The organism is Peribacillus asahii (genome assembly GCF_004006295.1).
In the GTDB taxonomy this organism is placed as follows: Bacteria; Bacillota; Bacilli; order Bacillales; family DSM-1321; genus Peribacillus; species Peribacillus asahii_A.
In genome coordinates, this window is sequence record NZ_CP026095.1 from 2118013 (window position 1) to 2138833 (window position 20821).

The 20821-nt window shown below is 38.7% G+C and carries 21 protein-coding genes; 20 read left to right on the plus strand and 1 reads right to left on the minus strand.

What is annotated here, in order from left to right:
• Positions 1-6: 6 nt before the first annotated feature.
• The 20 genes from BAOM_RS10220 to BAOM_RS10315 all read left to right on the plus strand — a co-directional run bounded on the left by BAOM_RS10220 (position 7) and on the right by BAOM_RS10315 (position 20051).
• Entirely contained in the window at positions 7-789 is a 783-nt protein-coding gene (locus BAOM_RS10220) for an enoyl-CoA hydratase/isomerase family protein (protein WP_127760194.1), read from the plus strand.
• Between the two features lie 40 nt (positions 790-829).
• Positions 830-1606 (plus strand): enoyl-CoA hydratase/isomerase family protein, encoded by a 777-nt coding sequence (locus tag BAOM_RS10225; RefSeq protein ID WP_127760195.1) that lies wholly within the window; start codon positions 830-832, stop codon positions 1604-1606.
• A gap of 30 nt (positions 1607-1636) precedes the next feature.
• Positions 1637-2812, plus strand: coding sequence for an acyl-CoA dehydrogenase family protein (locus BAOM_RS10230; RefSeq protein WP_127760196.1), 1176 nt, complete (start codon positions 1637-1639; stop codon positions 2810-2812).
• Between the two features lie 17 nt (positions 2813-2829).
• Complete coding sequence (locus BAOM_RS10235; RefSeq protein WP_127760197.1) at positions 2830-3690, plus strand: hydroxymethylglutaryl-CoA lyase; 861 nt, start codon at positions 2830-2832, stop codon at positions 3688-3690.
• 30 nt (positions 3691-3720) lie between these two features.
• The gene (locus BAOM_RS10240; protein WP_127760198.1) at positions 3721-4914 is read left to right on the plus strand and encodes a thiolase family protein; all 1194 of its coding nucleotides are present in this window, start codon (positions 3721-3723) and stop codon (positions 4912-4914) included.
• 60 nt (positions 4915-4974) lie between these two features.
• On the plus strand, positions 4975-6270 hold the full coding sequence (locus BAOM_RS10245; protein WP_127760199.1) for an acetyl-CoA hydrolase/transferase family protein: 1296 nt from the start codon (positions 4975-4977) through the stop codon (positions 6268-6270).
• A 53-nt stretch (positions 6271-6323) separates the two neighbouring features.
• Positions 6324-7502, plus strand: coding sequence for an acyl-CoA dehydrogenase family protein (locus tag BAOM_RS10250; RefSeq protein ID WP_127760200.1), 1179 nt, complete (start codon positions 6324-6326; stop codon positions 7500-7502).
• Between the two features lie 29 nt (positions 7503-7531).
• Positions 7532-8443, plus strand: coding sequence for an SDR family NAD(P)-dependent oxidoreductase (locus BAOM_RS10255; RefSeq protein ID WP_127760201.1), 912 nt, complete (start codon positions 7532-7534; stop codon positions 8441-8443).
• An 89-nt stretch (positions 8444-8532) separates the two neighbouring features.
• Positions 8533-9627, plus strand: coding sequence for a CaiB/BaiF CoA transferase family protein (locus BAOM_RS10260; RefSeq protein WP_127760202.1), 1095 nt, complete (start codon positions 8533-8535; stop codon positions 9625-9627).
• Positions 9628-9646: 19 nt separating this feature from the next.
• A complete protein-coding gene (locus BAOM_RS10265) occupies positions 9647-11200 on the plus strand; it encodes a long-chain-fatty-acid--CoA ligase (RefSeq protein ID WP_252283399.1) in 1554 nt (517 codons plus the stop codon).
• Positions 11201-11244: 44 nt separating this feature from the next.
• The gene (locus BAOM_RS10270) at positions 11245-12417 is read left to right on the plus strand and encodes an acyl-CoA dehydrogenase family protein (RefSeq protein WP_127760203.1); all 1173 of its coding nucleotides are present in this window, start codon (positions 11245-11247) and stop codon (positions 12415-12417) included.
• Positions 12418-12502: 85 nt separating this feature from the next.
• Positions 12503-13915 carry an OB-fold domain-containing protein gene (locus BAOM_RS10275; protein ID WP_127760204.1) on the plus strand — a complete coding sequence of 471 codons (1413 nt, stop codon included), beginning with the start codon at positions 12503-12505 and terminating at the stop codon, positions 13913-13915.
• Position 13916: 1 nt separating this feature from the next.
• Positions 13917-15101: an acetyl-CoA acetyltransferase gene (locus BAOM_RS10280; RefSeq protein WP_127760205.1), complete on the plus strand. Its 1185-nt coding sequence runs from the start codon at positions 13917-13919 to the stop codon at positions 15099-15101.
• A gap of 15 nt (positions 15102-15116) precedes the next feature.
• Positions 15117-15533, plus strand: coding sequence for an FAS1-like dehydratase domain-containing protein (locus BAOM_RS10285; protein WP_252283402.1), 417 nt, complete (start codon positions 15117-15119; stop codon positions 15531-15533).
• Positions 15534-15544: 11 nt separating this feature from the next.
• Positions 15545-15928: a MaoC/PaaZ C-terminal domain-containing protein gene (locus BAOM_RS10290; RefSeq protein ID WP_127760207.1), complete on the plus strand. Its 384-nt coding sequence runs from the start codon at positions 15545-15547 to the stop codon at positions 15926-15928.
• Positions 15929-16429: 501 nt separating this feature from the next.
• Positions 16430-16849: an FAS1-like dehydratase domain-containing protein gene (locus BAOM_RS10295; protein ID WP_252283403.1), complete on the plus strand. Its 420-nt coding sequence runs from the start codon at positions 16430-16432 to the stop codon at positions 16847-16849.
• Between the two features lie 11 nt (positions 16850-16860).
• On the plus strand, positions 16861-17244 hold the full coding sequence (locus BAOM_RS10300; RefSeq protein ID WP_127760209.1) for a MaoC/PaaZ C-terminal domain-containing protein: 384 nt from the start codon (positions 16861-16863) through the stop codon (positions 17242-17244).
• 132 nt (positions 17245-17376) lie between these two features.
• Complete coding sequence (gene fadH / locus BAOM_RS10305) at positions 17377-18147, plus strand: 2,4-dienoyl-CoA reductase (protein WP_127760210.1); 771 nt, start codon at positions 17377-17379, stop codon at positions 18145-18147.
• 164 nt (positions 18148-18311) lie between these two features.
• Positions 18312-19181, plus strand: a complete 870-nt coding sequence (locus BAOM_RS10310) for an HD domain-containing protein (RefSeq protein WP_164853184.1) — start codon at positions 18312-18314, stop codon at positions 19179-19181.
• 108 nt (positions 19182-19289) lie between these two features.
• Positions 19290-20051, plus strand: coding sequence for an SDR family NAD(P)-dependent oxidoreductase (locus BAOM_RS10315; protein WP_127760212.1), 762 nt, complete (start codon positions 19290-19292; stop codon positions 20049-20051).
• A 66-nt stretch (positions 20052-20117) separates the two neighbouring features.
• On the opposite strand, the gene BAOM_RS10320 is transcribed toward BAOM_RS10315, so the two are convergent.
• The gene (locus tag BAOM_RS10320; RefSeq protein ID WP_127762530.1) at positions 20118-20711 is read right to left on the minus strand and encodes a nitroreductase family protein; all 594 of its coding nucleotides are present in this window, start codon (positions 20709-20711) and stop codon (positions 20118-20120) included.
• Positions 20712-20821 lie beyond the last annotated feature (110 nt).

Genomic DNA, 20821 nt, shown 5'->3' on the forward strand with positions numbered 1-20821 from the left:
ACAGTTATGGCATTTGTTGAATGGAAAAGAGTTGGAGAAACAGGTACGATTGCGGAAATTGTTTTAAGCCGTCCAGAAGCGAGAAACGCATTTAACTCAGAAATGGCTGAACAAATTCTCGGAATTTTTCAAACGATAGCAAAAAGCGATGTTAGAGTTGTTTTGCTTACCTCTTCCAATCCAAAATCCTTTTGCTCTGGAGCTGATTTAAAAGAACGAAATAATATGACAGAAACAGAATGGCGTACGCAACATCAACTATTTCAAAATATGTTTAATAGTATACAAGATTTAAAACAACCTGTAATAGCTGTAGTCGATGGATATGCGCTAGCCGGAGGATTTGAAATGATTTTAAACTGCGACATGATCGTAGCTGCAGAAACCGCAACCTTTGGTTTACCTGAAGTAACACGAGGAATTATGCCTGGCGGCGGCGGTACAAGGCTACTATCTAAACGTATCGGAGTTCATCGAGCGAAAGAGTGGGTATGTACAGGGAAAATGGTTTCTGGTGTAGAAGCTGATCGAGCGGGACTTGTGAATATTCTAGCAAAATCAAGTGATATACGAGAAAAGGCGCTAGCGTTGGCGGATAAAATCTCTAGTAATGCCCCGCTGGCTGTTCAAAATTGTAAAGCAGCTGTAGATGAAATATTCGGAATGCCAAATGAAGAGGCAAGAAAAATAGAAATAGACTATTACAACCGTTGTATTAATACGGAAGATCGATTGGAAGGAGTTCGTGCTTTTGTAGAAAAGCGTTCACCACAGTTTGTCGGTAAATGATTTAGTACATTATAAATCTATAAAGGTAGGAAGTGAAGACATGATTTATGAAAATATTGATGTAACAATTGAAAATGGAATTTGTACGGTTAAGCTAAATCGCCCGGAAGTTAGAAATGCACTAGGATTGGAAATGCGGGAAGAGTTAAAAGATTTTTTCACTTCTGTTAAACAGAATGATGAAGTAAAAGTCATCGTTTTAACGGGTGAAGGGAAAGCGTTCTCAGCTGGGGGTGATTTAAGCGCATTAAAAGAAGTAGATGCTGTTTCAGGTAGAAAGAGACTGCAAGCGGGACATGAAATGATTCATTCCATAGTGAATTTAGAAAAGCCTGTTATTGCAGCAATCAATGGTGTTGCCGCAGGAGCGGGAGTCAGTTTAGCGGTAGCTTGTGACATGGTTATAGCCAGCCGTTCCGCTGCTTTTATCCAAAGTTTTGCAAAGGTAGGATTAATACCTGACCTTGGAGCAATTCATTTTTTACCGAAACTAATAGGGCGTCATCGTGCATTAGAGCTTATGTTTTTAGGAGAAAAAGTATCTGCTGAACAGGCACAAAATATTGGTATGATCAATCGTGTTGTTGAAGATGAACGATTAATGGATGAAGTACATGCTTTAGCCTTACAGCTTGTAGAAGGACCAGATATGGCATTAGGGTTTATGAAGAAGTTGGTTAATCGTAGTGTTCTAGCAGATCTTGATGAAACGCTAGAATTGGAAGGGTTTGCACAAGCTATGTGTTTTGAATCAAAGGATTTCAAAGAAGGTGTTCAGGCTTTTTTTGAAAAACGTAAACCTGTGTTTAATCAATAAAAATACATGATTATTGAGGAGGTACTACATATGACTAGTACAAGTGTAAAAGAAAATGTTCAATTTCATGAAGAATTAAGACAAAGTGTTCGCAATGTTTGCAGCCAATTCCCAGATTCCTATTGGAGAGAGTTAGACGCCAAATTAGCTTATCCTGAAGAATTCGTTAACGAGATTACAAGAAACGGATTTTTAGCGGCTCTTATTCCGGAAGAGTATGGCGGTTCTGGTCTTGGAATTACAGAAGCTTCTATTATATTAGAAGAAATCAATCGTTCAGGAGGCAATGCAGGAGCTTGTCATGCTCAAATGTATACAATGGGTACATTGCTTCGTCACGGAAGCGCAGAACAAAAAGCGAAATATTTACCTAAAATTGCAGATGGCTCTCTTAGATTACAAGCATTTGGTGTAACAGAACCAAATACGGGGACAGATACAACAAAATTAAAAACATTTGCAGAACGTAAAGGTGATAAATATATTGTGAATGGACAAAAAGTCTTTATCTCACGCGCAGAACATTCTGACTTGATGATTTTATTAGTTCGTACAACCCCAATTGAACAAGTGAAAAAGAAGACAGAAGGCTTATCGGTTTTACTAGTGGATCTTAAAGAAGCTATTGGAAACGGCCTTACAATTCGTCCGCTTCGTACGATGATGAACCATGCTACTACTGAGCTATTTATAGAAGATTTAGAAGTTCCAGTTGAAAACCTTATCGGAGAAGAAGGGAAAGGCTTTAAGTATATTTTAGATGGTATGAATGCAGAACGTATATTAATTGCGGCAGAATGTATTGGTGATGGTCGCTGGTTCATCGAGCGTGCAACTAATTATGCAAATGAACGAATCGTTTTCAGTCGACAAATCGGGCAAAACCAAGGGGTACAATTTCCAATTGCTCGAGCACATGTAAATATTGAAGCGGCAGATCTTATGCGCTTTAAAGCAGCAGAGCTATTTGATTCAGGTGAAAAATGTGCAGCGGAGGCTAATATGTCAAAACTTCTTGCCGCAGACGCTTCATGGGAAGCGGCAAACGTTGCCCTGCAAACACATGGTGGTTTTGGATTTGCGGAAGAGTATGATGTAGAACGCAAATTTAAAGAAACTAGATTATATCAGGTAGCTCCTATCTCAACGAATTTAATACTTTCTTATGTTGCAGAGCACGTGCTAGGGTTGCCAAGGTCGTATTAATTTAGGGAGATGATCCTTTGTTTATTCCTAAGGAAGTTGAAATTATTGAAGTTGGACCACGTGATGGTTTGCAAAACGAACCGCTAGCTATATCGACAGAACAAAAAAAGGAACTAATTGCAAGGCTCGCTAAAGCAGGATTTTCGCGCATGGAAACAACATCCTTTGTACATCCGAAGTGGGTTCCGCAAATGGCTGATTGTGAAGAAATTGCTCGTTATTGTAATGAGCTTGGGATTACCTATATCGCTCTAACTCCAAATATGAAAGCCTTGGAGAGAGCGATTGCTGCAACAGTCCCGCAAATGGCCGTTTTTATCGGAGCAAGTTCTGAATTTAATAAAAAGAATATTAATAAAACGACTTCAGAATCTTTGGCTGAATGCGAGCCGATGTTTGCTAGAGCAAAGCAAGAAGGGATGTTCATTCGTGCTTATATATCGATGGCCTTCACGTGTCCATTCCAAGGTGAAGTGACATTTGATGAAGTGAAATATGTTTGCGATCGCTTTATACAGCTTGGGGCAGATGAAATTGATGTAGGAGATACGAATGGGCAAGCAGATCCAAAGATGGTGTATGAGCGTTTTTCTAGATTGCAAGATTTATATCCCGATACTACGTTTGTTGGACATTTCCATGATACAGAAAAAATGGCGCTAGCAAATGTAATTGCTGCCATACAAGCAGGGATTACAAAATTTGATAGTTCCGTTGGAGGTCTTGGCGGTTGTCCCTATTCTCCAGGAGCAACGGGTAATGTTGCAACAGAGGAATTAGTAAATATGCTTATACGAATGGGATGCGAAACCAATCTTAATTTCGATGAACTAGTAAAAGCGAGTCCTTTTGCTAAAAGCCTTTCAAGTCGAATATAAACTATAAAGATAAGAATAGGAGAACTTAATATGAGAAATGCCGTCATTATTGATTCTGTCCGTACTGCAGTAGGGCGTATGGGAGGAACGTTAAAAGATATCGAGGTGGATTATTTAGCGGCCAAAGTGTTAGACGAAATTTTGGTGCGTACTGGAATCGATAAAAGTCATGTAGATGAAGTGATTCTTGGTCAAGCAAAACAAAGTACAGATGCTCCTAATTTAGCTCGTTTGGCCCTTTTACGTGCTGGGCTTCCTATTGAAATAACTGGGTACACGGTTCATCGTCAATGTGGCTCTGGGATTCAAGCAATGAATAATGGTGCACAACAAATTATGTGCGGATTATCAGATATCATCATTGCTGGCGGTGCTGAAAGTATGAGCACAGCACCATACTATCTTCGAAATGCTCGATATGGATTTGGAATAGGAAATGCTGAAATTCTTGATTCCAATACGGAAAGTCAGCCCCGAGCACAGCCGATTGAAACTTACGGCCATTTAACGATGGGGATGACAGCAGAGAATTTAGCTGAACAATACTCTATATCTCGAACAGAACAAGATGAATTTGCACTTAGGAGTCAAGAAAATGCTCAAAGAGCGATTTCTACAGGTTTATTTACCGATCAAATTGTTCCTTTTGAAGTCAAGACAAAAAAAGGAACGATAGAGTTTAAGGTCGATGAACATCCAAGAGCAACGAGCATGGAAAAGCTATCTCAGTTAAAGCCCGTTTTTAAAGAAAATGGGACGGTCACTGCAGGAAATACAAGTGGTCGTAACGATGGGGCAGGAGTTGTACTACTCATGTCGGAGGAAGCAGCTGAACGCTATGAAAAGAAACCAAAAGCTAAAATTATTGCTCAGGCTGTCGCCGGTGTATCGCCAGAAATTATGGGAATCGGACCTGCACCTGCCACACGCAAAGCATTGAAACAAGCGGGTTTAACATTAGATGATATTGGTCTAATCGAATTAAATGAGGCCTTTGCTGCTCAATCGCTGGCTGTTATTAAAGAACTAGAATTGGATATGAATCGAGTAAACGTCAACGGAGGTGCCATTGCTTTAGGGCATCCACTAGGAGGTACCGGTGGAGTACTTATGACAAAGCTGCTTCATGAAATGGAACGACGTGGAGAAAAGTACGGATTAGTTACATTTTGTATTGGTGGTGGTTTAGGCATAACAACGATAGTTGAAAATTTACAAGTTTAATAATGAAACTGTTAATCAAGATGTTTTATTTACTATCTAACATTACGGAGATGAATAATCATGAAAAAGAAAGAATGGGGTGCCATATACAATGCTAGACTAACGAGTGTCGAGCAAGCGATCAATAGGATACAGTCAGGTCAAAAAGTATTCCTTGCACCTTTTTGTAACGAACCACAAACGTTAGTGGAAGAACTCGTTCAACAAAAGAATCGTTTACAAGATGTATTTCTATACAATCTTGTGATTGGCAGTCCATGTTTATATGCAGATCCAGATTGTCACTCACATTTTAAAATTCGCACCTTTTTAAGCTCTTCTCTTTTAAAAAGCGCATTTTTAAATCAAGTGTGCGACTATGTTCCTGTAAATCTTTCAGAAATTCCGCACTGGATTCATCAAGAGAACATAGATATAGCTCTTATACAAGTTTCACCTCCAAATGATGAAGGATATTGCAACCTAGGTATATCCGTAGATGCTGTACAAACATTGATTAAGCAAGCAACGGTCGTCATTGCGCAAGTGAATAACCAACTTCCGCTTACTTACGGAGATACTCTTGTACATGTATCAGAAATTGATTATTTTGTTGTTTCTAATCGACCATTGCTTAGCGTTCCTGATGGAAAACCATCTGACGAGGAGCTGACGATTGGAAAATACGTCGCAGAACTTATACCAGATTACGCAACGATTCAAGTAGGACTTGGTAAGATTGCAAAGAGTGTTTTATTATCTCTTACATCAAAAAAAGGATTAGGTGTTCATTCAGGATCAATCACCGATCCCGTTACAGAGTTGATTGATCTTGGTGTGATTACAAATGAGCGAAAAGAGATTAATCCTTACAAAACAGTATGTGCAACGCTAACTGGTACAGAAACATTATATAAATATGCCCATCAGAATCCAAACATACAATTGTTCCCCACAGATTATACTCACAATGCTGCAATTATTTCAAAAATAAGTAATTTCCATTCTGTTAATTCGGCACTTGAAGTCGATATATTCGGTCAAATTAATGCTGAGCAGGTTAGCAGCTATCCAGTAGCTGGCGTTGGCGGCCAAATGGATTTCATTCATGGAGCGAGGCTCTCACAAGGTGGAAAGGCTATCATAGCACTTCCTTCTACAGCGAAGAGAGGAACTGAATCCCGCATTAAAATTAAGCTTCCATACGTTACGTCCATCAAATCTGAAATCGATTATGTTGTGACCGAATATGGAATTGCTAAATTGTTTGGAAAATCGCTCACTGAAAGAGCACAAGCTTTAATTCATATAGCACATCCCGATTTCCGTGAAGCACTTTCTCATGAATTTGAGCAAAGCCTATCTGTGCAAGCTTAAATGATATAACAGAACCTTGACCGACTATTAATAGTATTAAAGGGAGGGAAATCATGAAAGAATCTGCTGTTTTAAACAATCAAAAAGTTCAGACTTCTATTTTTACCGATGAGCATGTTATGTTTCGTGATTCGCTTAGAAAGTTTCTCGAAAAAGAAGCGGTGCCTTTTTTTGACCAGTGGGAAGCGGATCGTATTATCCCAAGATCCTTTTGGGAGAAGATGGGTGAAAAAGGATTCATTTGTCCATGGGTAAGTGAAGAATATGGCGGTTTAGGTACGGATTTTGCCTTTTCCGCTATTTTAGGAGAAGAGTTAGCAAGAGTAGGTGCAGGGTTAACAGGAATTGGTACACATAGCAATATTATTGTCCCTTACATTGCATCATTTGGTACAGAAGAGCAAAAAAGAAAATACCTTCCTGGCTGTGTAAGCGGGGAAATCATAACAGCTATTGCCATGACTGAACCAGGGGCGGGCTCAGATTTAGCCAGCATTCGTACAACAGCAATTAAAGATGGTGACCACTATGTCATTAATGGACAAAAAACATTTATTACAAATGGAATTCATTCAGATTTAATTATCGTTGCTTGTAAAACAGATCCAAAAGCATCACGGCCGCATAAAGGGGTTAGTTTATTGCTCGTGGAGAGAGATACGTTAGGTTTCTCTAGAGGGCGTAAATTGAATAAAGTAGGTATGCATAGTCAAGACACAGCTGAACTTATTTTTGAGAATGCTAGAGTTCCGGTTTCCAATCTTCTAGGAGAAGAAGGAAAAGGTTTTTCCTACTTAATGACTAAGCTGCAACAGGAAAGATTAATTGCCTCTCTTAATGCTCTTGTAGCAGCTGAAGATATGCTTCAACTAACCATTCAATATGTAAAAGAGCGCGAAGCCTTTGGAAGGTCAATCAGTAAGTTTCAAAATACACAGTTTAAAATTGCTGAAATGGCTACTGAAGTTCAAATTGGCCGTACTTTCGTTAATGATTTAATTGCTAAACATATCGATTCAGAAAATATCGTGACTCAAGTATCGATGGCCAAATGGTGGATTACCGATATGGCAAAACGTGTGGCGACAGAATGTATGCAGCTGCACGGAGGATATGGCTATATGGAAGAGTACAAGATTGCCCGTCGCTATCGAGATATTCCAGTTACTTCAATCTTTGCAGGCTCCAATGAAATTATGAAGGTCATTATTTCAAAACAATTAGGCTTATAAAAAATAACAATTTGAAGGGATGGATTATAATGAAAAAATTAGAAAATAAGGTTGCAGTTGTTACAGGTTCAGGTCGTGGAATTGGTCGAGATATCGCGTTATTAATGGCTAAAGAAGGAGCAAAGGTCGTTGTCAATGACTTGGGCGGTGGATCTGATGGAAATGGGAACGATACAAAAGTGGCAGATGAAGTAGTTCAAGAAATTAGAGAACTAGGTGGAGAAGCTGTAGCCAATTATGATTCGGTTTCTGAATATGAAAGCGCTACAAAAATTGTAGAAACAGCATTAACGGAGTTTGGCCGTATCGATATTGTTGTCAATAATGCTGGTATTTTACGAGATCGCATGCTGTTCAAAATGAGTGAAGAGGAATGGGATGCTGTTATTGCCGTACATCTAAAAGGCTCATTTAATATGACAAGAGCAGCCGCTCCATATTTTAAAGAACAAAAAAGCGGCCGCTTCATTAACTTTACATCTACATCAGGCTTAATTGGTAATGTCGGTCAAGCAAACTACGCTGCAGCAAAATTAGGGATTGCGGGTCTTAATAGAATAACAGCGTTAGATATGGCCCGCTATAATGTAACAGCTAATGCGGTCGCGCCGTTTGCATGGAGTCGATTAATTGGTTCCATTCCGACTGAGACAGACGACCAAAAGGCTAGAGTCGATAAACTTAAGCAACTATCCCCAGCTCATATTGCACCATTAGTCGCTTTCTTAAGTTCGGATGAAGCGGCTGATGTTTCCGGCCAAATTTTCGGTGTTAGAGGCAAGGAAATTATGGTCTTTTCACAGCCGCGTCCAGTTCGTTCTGTTTATAATGCAGAAGGCTGGTCCATCGATAGCCTAAGTTCGATTAAAGGATCCTTACAATCTAGTTTTACTCCGCTTGAAGTAAGTGCTGACGTATTCCCATATGAGCCATTAGTATAATGCTAAATAAATAATTTTAATAGTTATGAGCTTGAGCGCGTATATTGTTTCAAGCTCATAACCGTTATTAAAAAGATAAGGGGGATTACATGTTAGAAGGAATACGTGTTATCGATTTTTCTCAGTATCTTCCAGGACCTCATGCAACCTTACGTTTAGTAGATATGGGAGCCGAAGTCATTAAAGTAGAATCACCCCAAGGAGATCCTTCTCGAGCTTCTGTTGGAATAAATGGAAGTGGATTTGTTTTTTTGACGCAAAATCGAAATAAAAAAAGTGTTGTATTAGATTTAAAGGATCCTATAGATCGAAAGAATGCCTTGAATCTAATTAGTGAAGCTGATGTTGTCCTTGAAAGCTTTCGCCCAGGAGTTACGGATCGACTTGGGATTGGTTATGAACATGCTGCCCAAGTTAAAAAAGATATTATTTATTGCTCGCTTTCAGGTTATGGCCAAACGGGATCAATGAGTCATTTAGGTGGACATGACATTAACTATATGTCAATAAGCGGGCTGCTTGCGCAGTTAAAGGATGAAAAAGGACGTCCGGTGCAACCGAGTACAACAATAGCAGATTTTGTAGGGGGGATATCTGCTAGTGAAGCCATTCTAGGCGCATTAGTGAAAAAGCTAAGAACAGGGGAAGGTTCTTATATTGATCTATCGATTACAGACTCTCTATTCTCCCTTATGTCCAATCATATTCTAATCGAACATGCCACAGGAGAGCAGCACGGTATTTCAAAGCTTAATAATAAATATGTTTGCTATTTCTTATATGAAACAAAAGATAGCAGATTTGTGAGTTTAGGAGCCTTGGAAGCGAAATTTTGGAGGACTTTCTGTACAGCCTTGAATAAAGAACATTGGATTTCAGAACATTTTTCACTAGCTCAACCAAGTAATCCTGTATTTAACGAAATGAAAGAAGTATTTGCTAATAGAACATTGGCCGAATGGACACAATTTTCTCACCAAGTAGATTGCTGCTTAGCTCCTGTTCTAGAAACTGGTGAATTATATAATCATCCATTTAGCCAAGAAAGAGGACTTATTGTTGAAAAGGAAGGGATACGATATACAGCAACGAAATATCCAGCTATTGAAGACTATTACACAGCTCCACCAAAGTTTGGACAACATTCAGATCAGGTAAAAGAACAATATGAAAGAAAAGTTTAAGTGAAAGGGGTAAAATGCTTTGATTAATCTTGATAACTTTTCTGTCCTGTCCCTTTATGAAATGTTAGAACAAACTGCGGTCAAATATCCTAATCAAGTGGCGGTAATAGATGGTGAAATTAAATTAAGTTATAGCGAGTTAAAGGAAACGATTGATGCTTTTGCTTCAGTTCTATATGAAAAAGGAGTTCAAAAAGGCGATCGAATCGGGTTAATGTTACCGAATGGGATTCACTATATGATTTCTTATTATGCTACTCAGCGTTTAGGCGGAATTGTTGTACAAGTTAACCCTTTATATCAAACATCTGAACTCCAATATATGCTAGATGACGCAAAACCGAAATTGTTTATTTGTGGTAGAAATCAAGCTGAAAAACTAGAGAAAATTGAGGATTTTAAAAACGTACATGTCATTTTCACAAAAGATGAAAGCAATAAGGATCAAATCCTATTAAAAGGAAAGAACTGTACACTTCCTCCACTAAATATTAATCCAAAGGAGGATGTAGCTGTTTTACAGTATACGGGTGGAACAACTGGTAGATCTAAAGGGGTTATGTTAACTCACTTTAATATTATTAGTAATATTCATCAATCGGGCAGTGTTGTTTCATCGGTCATGAAGGAAGGAGAAGAACGCATATTAGGAGTGGCACCGCTTACACATGCTATGGCTATGACAAATATGAATTATACGGTCCGATTTGCTGCTACATACATTATTGTAGAAAAATTTGAAGTGACGAAAGTTTTACAAACAATTAGTCAATATAAACCTACAATGATGTTAGGCTCTCCAACGATGTATATTGCTTTACTGAATCATCCTAACCTAGGGAAAAATGATTTATCCTGCTTTAAAATTTGTATTTCTGGATCTGCCCCTCTTCCTGTAGAAGTTTTAAAAGAATTAGAGCGAAAATCCGGAGCACATATTTTCGAAGGATACGGCTTATCAGAAGCAACAACATCCACTCACCGAACTCCAGTAGATGGAGAAAGAAAGATTGGCAGCGTTGGTATTCCAGTCCCTTTAACAGAATCAAAAATAGTAGATATCGAAACAGGGACGAAAGAGTTAGCGACTGGAGAACGTGGTGAACTTATCGTGAAAGGCCCACAAGTGATGAAAGGGTATTGGAATAAATCTGTAGAAACAGCTCTTACGATTCGTGATGGTTGGCTATACACAGGAGACATAGCTGTTCGTGATAAAGATGGGTACTATTTTATAGTCGGCAGGAAAAAAGATATGGTGATTGCGGGCGGCTTGAATATTTACCCAACTGAAGTGGAAGAAATGCTCTATCAGCATCCAGCAATAGCTGAAGCGTGTGTGTTTGGCGTACCTGATGCGTATCTTGGTGAAAAACTGTTAGCCATTGTGATATTGAAACAGGGTGAAAACATTAGTGAACAAGAATTGCTAAGTTGGTGTGAAGGTCGAATTGCAAGATATAAAATTCCAAGAGCTATCGAATTTCGGGAAGCTTTACCTAAAACAATAGTTGGGAAAATATTGAGGCGCCGACTTGTTGAAGAATATAAAGAAAAACTGAATCAATTGTAAAAGTATTAGCAGTACGATTAATCATTTTAAAGGAGTGTTAGAGAATGGATTTTAACTTATCATCTGATTTAGTAGAAATGAAAAAATCAATTAGAGATTTTGTCGATAATACAGTGGATCCTCTTGCTGATCAAATTGAAAGAGAAGATAGAATCCCAGAACATATTATGAAAATGAGTAAGGAAATCGGCCTGTTTGGTCTAAGTATTCCAGAGGAATACGGTGGACTAGGAATTGATATGGTTGGCAAATGCGGCATTTATGAAGAGATTGGTCGTACATCTAATGGATTTACAACGGTAATTGGTGCTCATACAGGTATTGGTTCAGTTGGAATCGTTGAGATGGGGAATGAGGAGCAAAAAAGAAAATATTTGCCGGGTATGGCTTCAGGAGATTTGATTGGAGCGTTTGCTTTAACAGAACCAAGCGCAGGTTCTAATGCCGTTGCCTTAAAGACGAGAGCCGTGAGAAAGGGAGATAAATATATTCTTAATGGATCCAAGCATTATATTACAAACGGGCCGATTGCCGATATATTTACTGTTATGGCCGTTACTGATCCAAGTAAAGGAGCGAAAGGGATTACTTCCTTCATTGTAGAAAAAGGCAGTAAAGGACTTATCATTGGCAAGACTGAAGAAAAAATGGGATTACGCGGCTCCCACTCCTCTGAAATTTTCTTTGAGGATTGCGAAGTTCCAGTTGAAAATGTTCTTGGTGTAGAAGGGCTGGGTTATGTAAATGCCCTGAAGATTCTTGCGAATGGTCGAGCTGGACTCGCGGCACGTAATCTCGGATCATGCCAAAAGTTGTATGAATTATCTGTCAAATACGCACATGAGCGTGAGCAGTTTGGCAAACCGATTTTTGAGCAGCAAGTCATTCAGCATTATTTAGCTGAAATCGCATTGGACGTCGAAACATTGCGTTCAGTTACCTATCGAGTGGCATGGATGGTTGACCAAGGCATGAATGTTATTAAGGAAGCAGCAATGGCGAAGCTTCTTGGTTCAGAAATCTATAATCGCATCGCTGACAAAGCGGTTCAAATTCACGGTGGGATTGGCTACATCAAAGAGTATCCAATTGAAAGATATTATCGCGATGCTCGTATTACAAAAATTTATGAAGGAACATCTGAAATTCAAAAGAACATTATTGCTGCCCAAATACACAAAGAGTACTTAAAAACTGTACCAACTGTCCATGCTTAATTAATAGATTGGTAGCTTTCCAGCCTTTATACAATAATCCGAAAATTGCACACTAATGATAGTGAAGATTGAGAGGAGCAGGCATATGAAAGGAATTATTTCCTACGGAGCATACATTCCGTATAATCGTCTCCAACGAAAAAAAATTGGGGAATTCTTTGGTAAATCTACGTATAGCGGGGAAAAAGCTGTTGCTGGCTATGATGAAGACAGCGTATCGATGGGCGTTGAGGCAGCACTTGATTGCTTACATGGAACAGATTCAAAAGAGATTGATGCTGTTTATTTTGCGACAACGAGTGCTCCTTATAAGGAAAAAGGGTCGATTTCCACGATTGCTGCGGCATTACATTTAAAAGAAAATGTCCGAGGAATCGAAGCAGCCTCGTCTTTAAGAAGCGGCACTTCTGCTATTTTAGCAGCTAATGAACTCGAGCAAACGCTTGTTATTGCCTCAGATTGCCGGACAGGGGCTCCTACTGGACAAAACGAACAGTGGTTTGGCGATGGAGCGGCTTCTTTCTTAATTGGTCACGGGCCGGAAGTAATCGCCAACGTTATTGATGCAGTGAGTGTACAAGGTGAATTGGTCAGTGAATGGCGCAGTCAAACCGATTCATTTACTCAAAATTGGGAGGAACGTTTAGGTTCAACGGTATTTTTAAAGCAAGTGAAAGAAGTCGTTACCCCTTTTTTAGAAAAAAACAATTGTACTGCTGATGCCATCAACAAGGTTATTATATCTGGTCCAGGAACACGTGCTCATACACAAGCGGCTAGTGCCGTTGGATTCCAAAAAAATCAAATACAAGACCCCTTATTTGATTCAGTAGGTGCTGCCGGAAATGCTCATGCTCCGATGATGCTCGTTTCTGCATTAGAAGAAGCAAAGCCTGGGGATCAGCTTCTTGTCGTAGCATTTGCAGAAGGACTGGATGTCATGTTGCTAGAGGTGACAGAGGCCATTTCTCGTCTTGCTAAAAGAAAAGGCGTTCAAGGTTATTTAACGGTTAAAAACGATCAAACGTCTTATAGTGATTATTTAAAATGGAGAAATCTTCTTGAAACAGAGCCGCCAAGAAGACCAGAAACAGAGCGTCCGTCCGCTCCCGCTCTATATAGGGGGTATCATCAAAACCTTTCATTTACCGGATCGAAATGTAGAAATTGTGGTACACCACAATTTCCAAAGCAACGTATTTGTACCCAATGCCAAGTAAAGGATGAAATGGACGATTATCGCTTTGTTGGACAATCTGCTAAAATAATGACTTATACACTCGATCATTTAGCTGCCTCACCTGCTCCTCCAATGATTGTAGCGGTTGTGGATTTTGATAAAGGAGGACGCATTATTTGCGAAGTGACCGATTGTCATCCAAAAGAAATAGAAATTGGGATGAATGTTGAGATGACATTCAGACGTTTATATGAAGCTGGGGGGATCAGTAATTATTTCTGGAAAGCCCGACCAATCAGGCAAAAGGAGAGTGTCTAGTATGAGCAGAAAGGGAATTAGCGATAAGGTAGCCGTTATTGGAATGGGCTGTACAAGATTTGCCGAGCATTGGGATAAAAGTGTTGATGATTTATTAGTGGATGCTGCGTATGAAGCATTCGCTGATGCTGGTATTGAACCAGCGGATATAGAAGCGGCGTGGTTAGGAACGATGATTTCTGGATATGCAGGAATTACTCTTTCGGGACCGTTAAAAACGCAATTTATTCCAGTTACGAGAGTAGAAAATATGTGCGCAACAGGCTCTGAAGCATTTCGAAATGCTTGTTATGCAGTAGCTTCAGGTGCATATGATATCGTTCTGGCAATCGGGGTCGAAAAACTAAAGGATTCAGGATTTAGCGGATTGAATTCACCTAAGCCGCCAAATGATGGGACAGCCCCTAATTTTTCTGCCCCCGCTTCTTTTTCCTTCCTCGCCCCAGCCTATTTTGAAAAATATGGATTATCGGCAGAGCAAGGAAGAGAAGTACTGTCACGGATTGCTTGGAAAAATCACTATAATGGCTCGTTGAATCCTAAAGCTCAATACCGTAATGAAGTTCCAATGGAGAAAATTTCGAACTCTCCGATGGTAGCAGCCCCGCTTGGAATTATGGATTGTTCGGGGGTGGCAGATGGAGCTGCTGCTGCCATTATCGTTCGAACAGAAGATGCCCATAAATATAGAAAAGATCCGATGTATGTCAAAGCGCTATCGATTGCAGCTGGACCTGGAGATGGTCGATTACGTCAGGACTTTGATTTTACAAGCATTAAGGAAAATGTCGTATCCTCACAAGCTGCGTATCGTGAAGCAGGAATTAAAGATCCGCGCAAAGAAATTAGTATGGCGGAAGTGCATGACTGCTTTACTCCTACAGAATTGGTCATTTATGAAGATTTAGGATTTAGTGAACGCGGGCAAGGTTGGAAAGACGTTTTAAATGGTGTTTTTGAACTGGGTGGAGAGCTGCCGGTTAATCCAGATGGAGGGCTAAAGTCATTTGGACATCCGATTGGAGCTAGCGGCTTGCGAATGTTATACGAAATGTATTTACAATTCCAAGGCCGTGCAGGTAAACGCCAATTAGATAATCCAAAGATTGGACTCACCCACAATTTAGGCGGAACACCTATGCAATGTGTCTCTTTCGTATCTATCGTAGGGAAAGAGTTGTCTTAATAATATAGAAAAGGAGTGGAGATTTTGAGCACAGGACTAAAAGAGAAAATCGGTATGAAATTAGAGACGTATACCTTTAAAGTAGAAGAAGGGAAAATTAAGGAACTAGCACTTGCAATTGGTGATTTGCGGGAGGAATACTTAAATGGAGAAGCGATTTTACCTACTTTTCCAACTGTGATCGATTTCTGGGGCGGAGGAGCTTCTACATCTGACCTATTGGGGTTAAATGTTAAAAAAGTTCTTCATGGGGAACAAGAGTATGAATATTTAGGAGAAATTAAACCAGGTGATGAAATTACAGTAACGGGTGTAGTTGAAAAAGTATATACAAAAGCAGCTATGAATTTTGTCATTCTCAAAAAAGAGTTTGTAAATCAACATGGTGAAACGGTATTAATTAGCCGTTCAACTGTTATCGAAAGACACTAGGAGGGGATTATATGGAGATCGGTTATCAATTTGAACCATTACACAAAGAAGAAATTACTCATTCACAGCTTGTTCGATATGCAGGAGCCTCAGGAGATTTCAATCCTATTCACACGGTTGTACCATTTGCTGAATCTGCCGGATTAGGTGGTGTAATCGCTCATGGCATGCTAATTATGGGATTTGTTGGCCAAGCAATTGGTCAATGGTTTTCGACAAAAGATCTTGTAAAATTCTCTACCCGTTTTAGAGCAATGACAAGACCAGGAGAAAAAATTACTGTTCAGGGCCATGTAGTAGATGAAACAGCAGAACGCTGGATTTGCCAGGCTGAGGCAGTAAACGATGTAGGAGAAGTGAAAGTAAAAGCTTTCTTTGAAATTAAGAAAAGATAGCGTTAAAAAAGGGGTAGCCTCCGTAGCCATCAAGTTAAGAAAATGATATAAAAAAACAAAAAATGACCATCCTGATTCAGTATTCAGTTGAATCAGGGTGGTCATTTCTTTAATTCATATTCCATTATCTCTGCAAAAAATAGATTGGATACTCTTTTTAGTACCATTTCATCTCCCTCTATTCGTTATGATGGCAGATTGGAGTCTTATTTAAGGTTTGGAAATCCATCTAGCTATGACTAATGTAAGTATAAAAGAAAAGAGTCAATTTTATGAAAAATTAAGACAAAGTGTTCGCAGTGTTTGCAGCCAGTTCCCGAATTCCTATTGGAGAGAGTTAGGTGCCGACTTAGTTTATCTTGATTTTTTGTAAAATTATTTATAAATTTATGTAAAATATTGTTTACTTATATCTAGATTAATATTATTCTAGAAATATCCAATATGTTCATTATATTGAATATATTGTAAATTCTTAATATATTAAAAAATACAAAAGGAGTGGAGAGTTTGAGCACAGGACTACAAGAGAAAGTCGGCATGAAATTGGATACATATAATTTCAAAATCGAAAAAGGGAAGCTTAGAGAGCTTGCCCTTGCGATTGGTGATTTGCGAGAGGAATCCTTAAAAGGAGAGTTGGTTTTACCTACCTTTCCAACTGTGGTTGATTTTATGGGTGAAGAAACCTCTACGTTGGAGGATCTATTAGGGTTAAATCTACAAAAGGTTCTTCACGGGGAACAAGAGTATGAATATTTAGGAGAAATGAAACCAGGCGATGATCTTACAGTAACGGGTGTAATTGAAAATGTGTATACAAAAGCAGCTATGGATTTTTTCATTATCAAAAAAGAGTTTGTAAATCAACATGGTGAAACGGTATTAATTAGCCGTTCGACTATTATCGAAAGACACTAGGAGGGGATTATATGGAAGTCGGTTATCAGTTTGAACCATTACACAAAGAAGAAATTACTCATTCACAGCTTGTTCGATATGCAGGAGCATCAGGAGATTTCAATCCTATTCATACAGTCGTACCATTTGCGGAATCTGCCGGATTAGGTGGTGTAATCGCTCATGGCATGCTAATTATGGGATTTGTTGGCCAAGCAATTAGTCAATGGTTCTCAACAAAAGATCTTGTAAAATTCTCTACTCGTTTTAGAGCAATGACAAGACCGGGAGAAAAAATTACTGTTCAGGGCAGCGTAGTAGAGGAAACAGAAGATCGCTGGATTTGTCAAGCGGAGGCAGTAAACGAAGCAGGAGAAGTTAAGGTAAAATCTTCTTTTGAGATTAAGAAAAGATAGTGTGAAAAGGGACAGTCTCCCTGTTCAATATGTTGTATATAGGAAAATTGATATACAACATATTGAGGAGGTAAGGTCTGTCTCTTTACTTTTCCTTATTTATTACTAAATCATTTTTTGGGAGGAGATATTGTGAACGGAAAAACGGTCATTATAACTGGAGGCGGTAGCGGTATTGGTAAAGCCATGGCGATGAAATTTGCTGCAGAAGGCGCAAATGTAGTCATTACTGGCCGGAATCCTGAGCGGTTAAAACAGGCAAAGGCGGAAATGAAATCACTGAACGGTCAAGTACTGGATTTTCAAATGGATGTTCGTGATCCTGAACATGTGCAGGCAATGATTCTTGCAACAAAAAATCAATTTGGAAAGATAGATGCACTTGTGAATAACGCTGCTGGAAATTTCGTTTGTCCTGCCGAAGAGCTTTCGATAAATGGCTGGAAATCTGTTATTGATATCGTATTAAATGGGACATGGTATTGTTCTCAAGCAGTTGGAAAAGAGTGGATTGCTAATAACCAAACCGGTAGTATTCTAAATATTGTAGCGACCTATGCATGGGGGGCTGGACCTGGCACTATCCATTCAGCTAGTGCAAAAGCAGGAGTGCTATCGATGACGCGTACACTTGCTGTAGAATGGGGCAGCAAATATGGAATTAGGGTAAATTGCATTGCTCCGGGACCGATTGAAAATACAGAAGGGGTAGCGAGATTGATTGAAACGAGAAATGTATATCAAGAGGCTATTAATTCTGTACCTCTAAAACGATTTGGAAAAGCTGAAGAAATTGCTAATCTAGCAAACTTCTTATTATCACCAGAAGCTGAATATATGAATGGCGAATGTATTACTATGGATGGGGGAAGATGGTTAAATAATCAGATTATTAAGAATTAGTATGGATATATTTAGAAATATTGTGTTATTTTTAATCATGATGATACCTTTCTTGGATGTAGTGGGTAAACTTCATTCTAGAAGGTGTCTTTTTTGTAGTGAGTTTATGAATGATTAGTTTAAGAAAAAAGCTACTCAAAAAGAATGATAAAGGAATGAAAATAATGGGTACATCACTAATAGAAAAAGGAATCAATTTCGCTCTTTCCGCTCACCATGGACAAATGCGCAAGCAAACAACAATTCCTTACGTCGTTCATCCCCTATCTGTCGGCTTCCTCTTACAAAAATATGGCTATAACGAGGAGACAATAACAGCTGGTATTTTACACGATGTGCTTGAAGATACCCAAGCTACGTATGAGCAACTCGTCGATGAATTTGGCTTTAGGGTAGCCAATTTAGTAGAAGAAGCATCGGAAAAAGATAAAAGCTTACCATGGAAAGTACGAAAATTACATACAGTGCAGACAATTCACTCTTTATCCAAAAATGGAGCGGCGATCGTCTGTGCGGATAAGTTGAATAATCTTTCGTCTATCAAAGAAGAAGGTAGTAGGATAGGGGAAGAAGTATGGAATCGCTTTAATAGTGGAAAAGAAGAACAAAATTGGTATTATCAATCGATTGCCACTCAGTTGTACAGAACGGAAGTAGAAAAGAATTTGCTTTTAGCGTTTGATCAAACTGTACAAAAGGTGTTTGGTCAGGATAAAAATCTTTCATTTAAAGAAATAGATAGTTATTTTGAATTTCCATACGGTGTCGCTGACTCACAACTAGAAGAATGGGACAATAAGCCGCACGGGAAGATTAAGGCAATTGTTTATCGTCGACTCAATACTCTATATGTACACCAAGACGAGTGCGTATTCAATCTACTTGATTATTTACAGCAGTGTGGACTGGAGTTTCAAACAAATTCAGATGGTCCTATACTTATTGGTTGTTTGGGAGTATCTTTAATGGAACAATATCAAATGAACGAACTAGAAATCACTAGACATATATTTAGAAATTTAAAGAAATTATAGAAAGTTCTTTTATAATCGATATACCAAAAGAGAAATTTACTTGTGAAGTACAATATCGAACAAAATACATATGTAAAGTTAACTGGGAATGAATGGGAGATTTTTAAAATGGATTTACAATTACAAGGGAAAAACATATTGATTACGGGCGGGTCGAAAGGGATAGGAAAAGCCATTGCTCAGGCTTTTGTTTTAGAAGGAGCGAATGTATCAATTGCTGCCCGCGGCATAGAATCTTTACAAAAGACAAAAGAAGAGTTTGGTGGCAACGTATCCATTTTTCAAGCGGATATTTTAAAAGCAGATGAAAGAGAAAAACTCATGCAATCTTTTATTGAACAAAACGGAACAATAGATGTTCTAATTAATAATGCAGGTGGCAGTAATGGGGGCAAAGCCCTAGATACAGAGATGGATGTATTTTATAAGGCGCTAGAGCTAAATTATTTTTCCGCCGTTCATTTAAGTAAATTAGCGACTGAGCATATGAAAACATCTCGCAACGGATCAATTATTAACATTACATCTATATTTGGAAGAGAGAGCGGCGGAAAAGTGACTTATAACAATGCCAAATCGGCTTTGATTAGCTTTACTAAATCGTTCGCTGATGAGGTAATCCCTTATGGAATTCGTGTAAATAGCATTGCTCCAGGAAGTATTCTTCACGAAACAGGAAATTGGAAAAAGCGAATCGAAGAGAATCCTCAGCAAATGAAAGAATTTATTCAGCGTGAAATTCCTGCAGGTCGTTTTGGCACTCCTGAAGAAATAGCCAATGTTGTTACTTTTCTAGCCTCTGATAAAGCTTCTTGGATTGTCGGAGCTAGTATAAATGTAGATGGTGGACAATCTAGGATGAATTTTTAAAGAAAATCAGAGCATAGTTTGATGAATCTTCTCTTCAAAGCATGCTCTGATTTTTTATTCATTCTATCAAATAAAACGTACGATATCGTTTACCGGAAGACGAGAAGAGCCATATGCTGGGGCAGCAGCTTTTCCAAGTGCTATTAAAACAATAGGAAAAGTTCCTTCTGGCAACTCAAATCTTTCAGCGAATTTCACCTTATCGAACCCACCCATTGTAACAGTATCATAGCCTTTTTCTTTAGCAAGTAACATGAATTGCATAGAAATGAGTCCTGCATCAAAAGAAGCGATATTTTTTCTAGCTTCTGTTGAGATTTGTGGATATACACGTCGAGTACTATCAATCATTTGCTTTGTGATTGCTTCGTTCATATGACCTTCAGCAAAGTTTTGGTTATAAATTTGCTCTACTTTTTGATACATTTCGTGATCACCTAATACAGCGATAACAGCAGAGCTTGTTTCTACTTGTTCTTGATTATTCGCAATGGTTCTTAATTCTTTTTTTACTTCTTGATCTTGAATCACAAGAAAGCGCCAAGGTTGAAGATTACTAGAAGATGGAGCGGATGTTGCCAGCTGAATCATTTCTTCAATTTCTTCTTTTGGAATACTGAATGCTGGATCATATACGCGGACAGACTTTCTAGCTTTCATGATTGAATATATATTTGAATCAATTGTTGTAGTCACTGATATTCCTCCTTTATTAAAACTTACTATTAGTAAGTTTACAGCATATAGCTTACCATTAGTAAGTTTTCCAC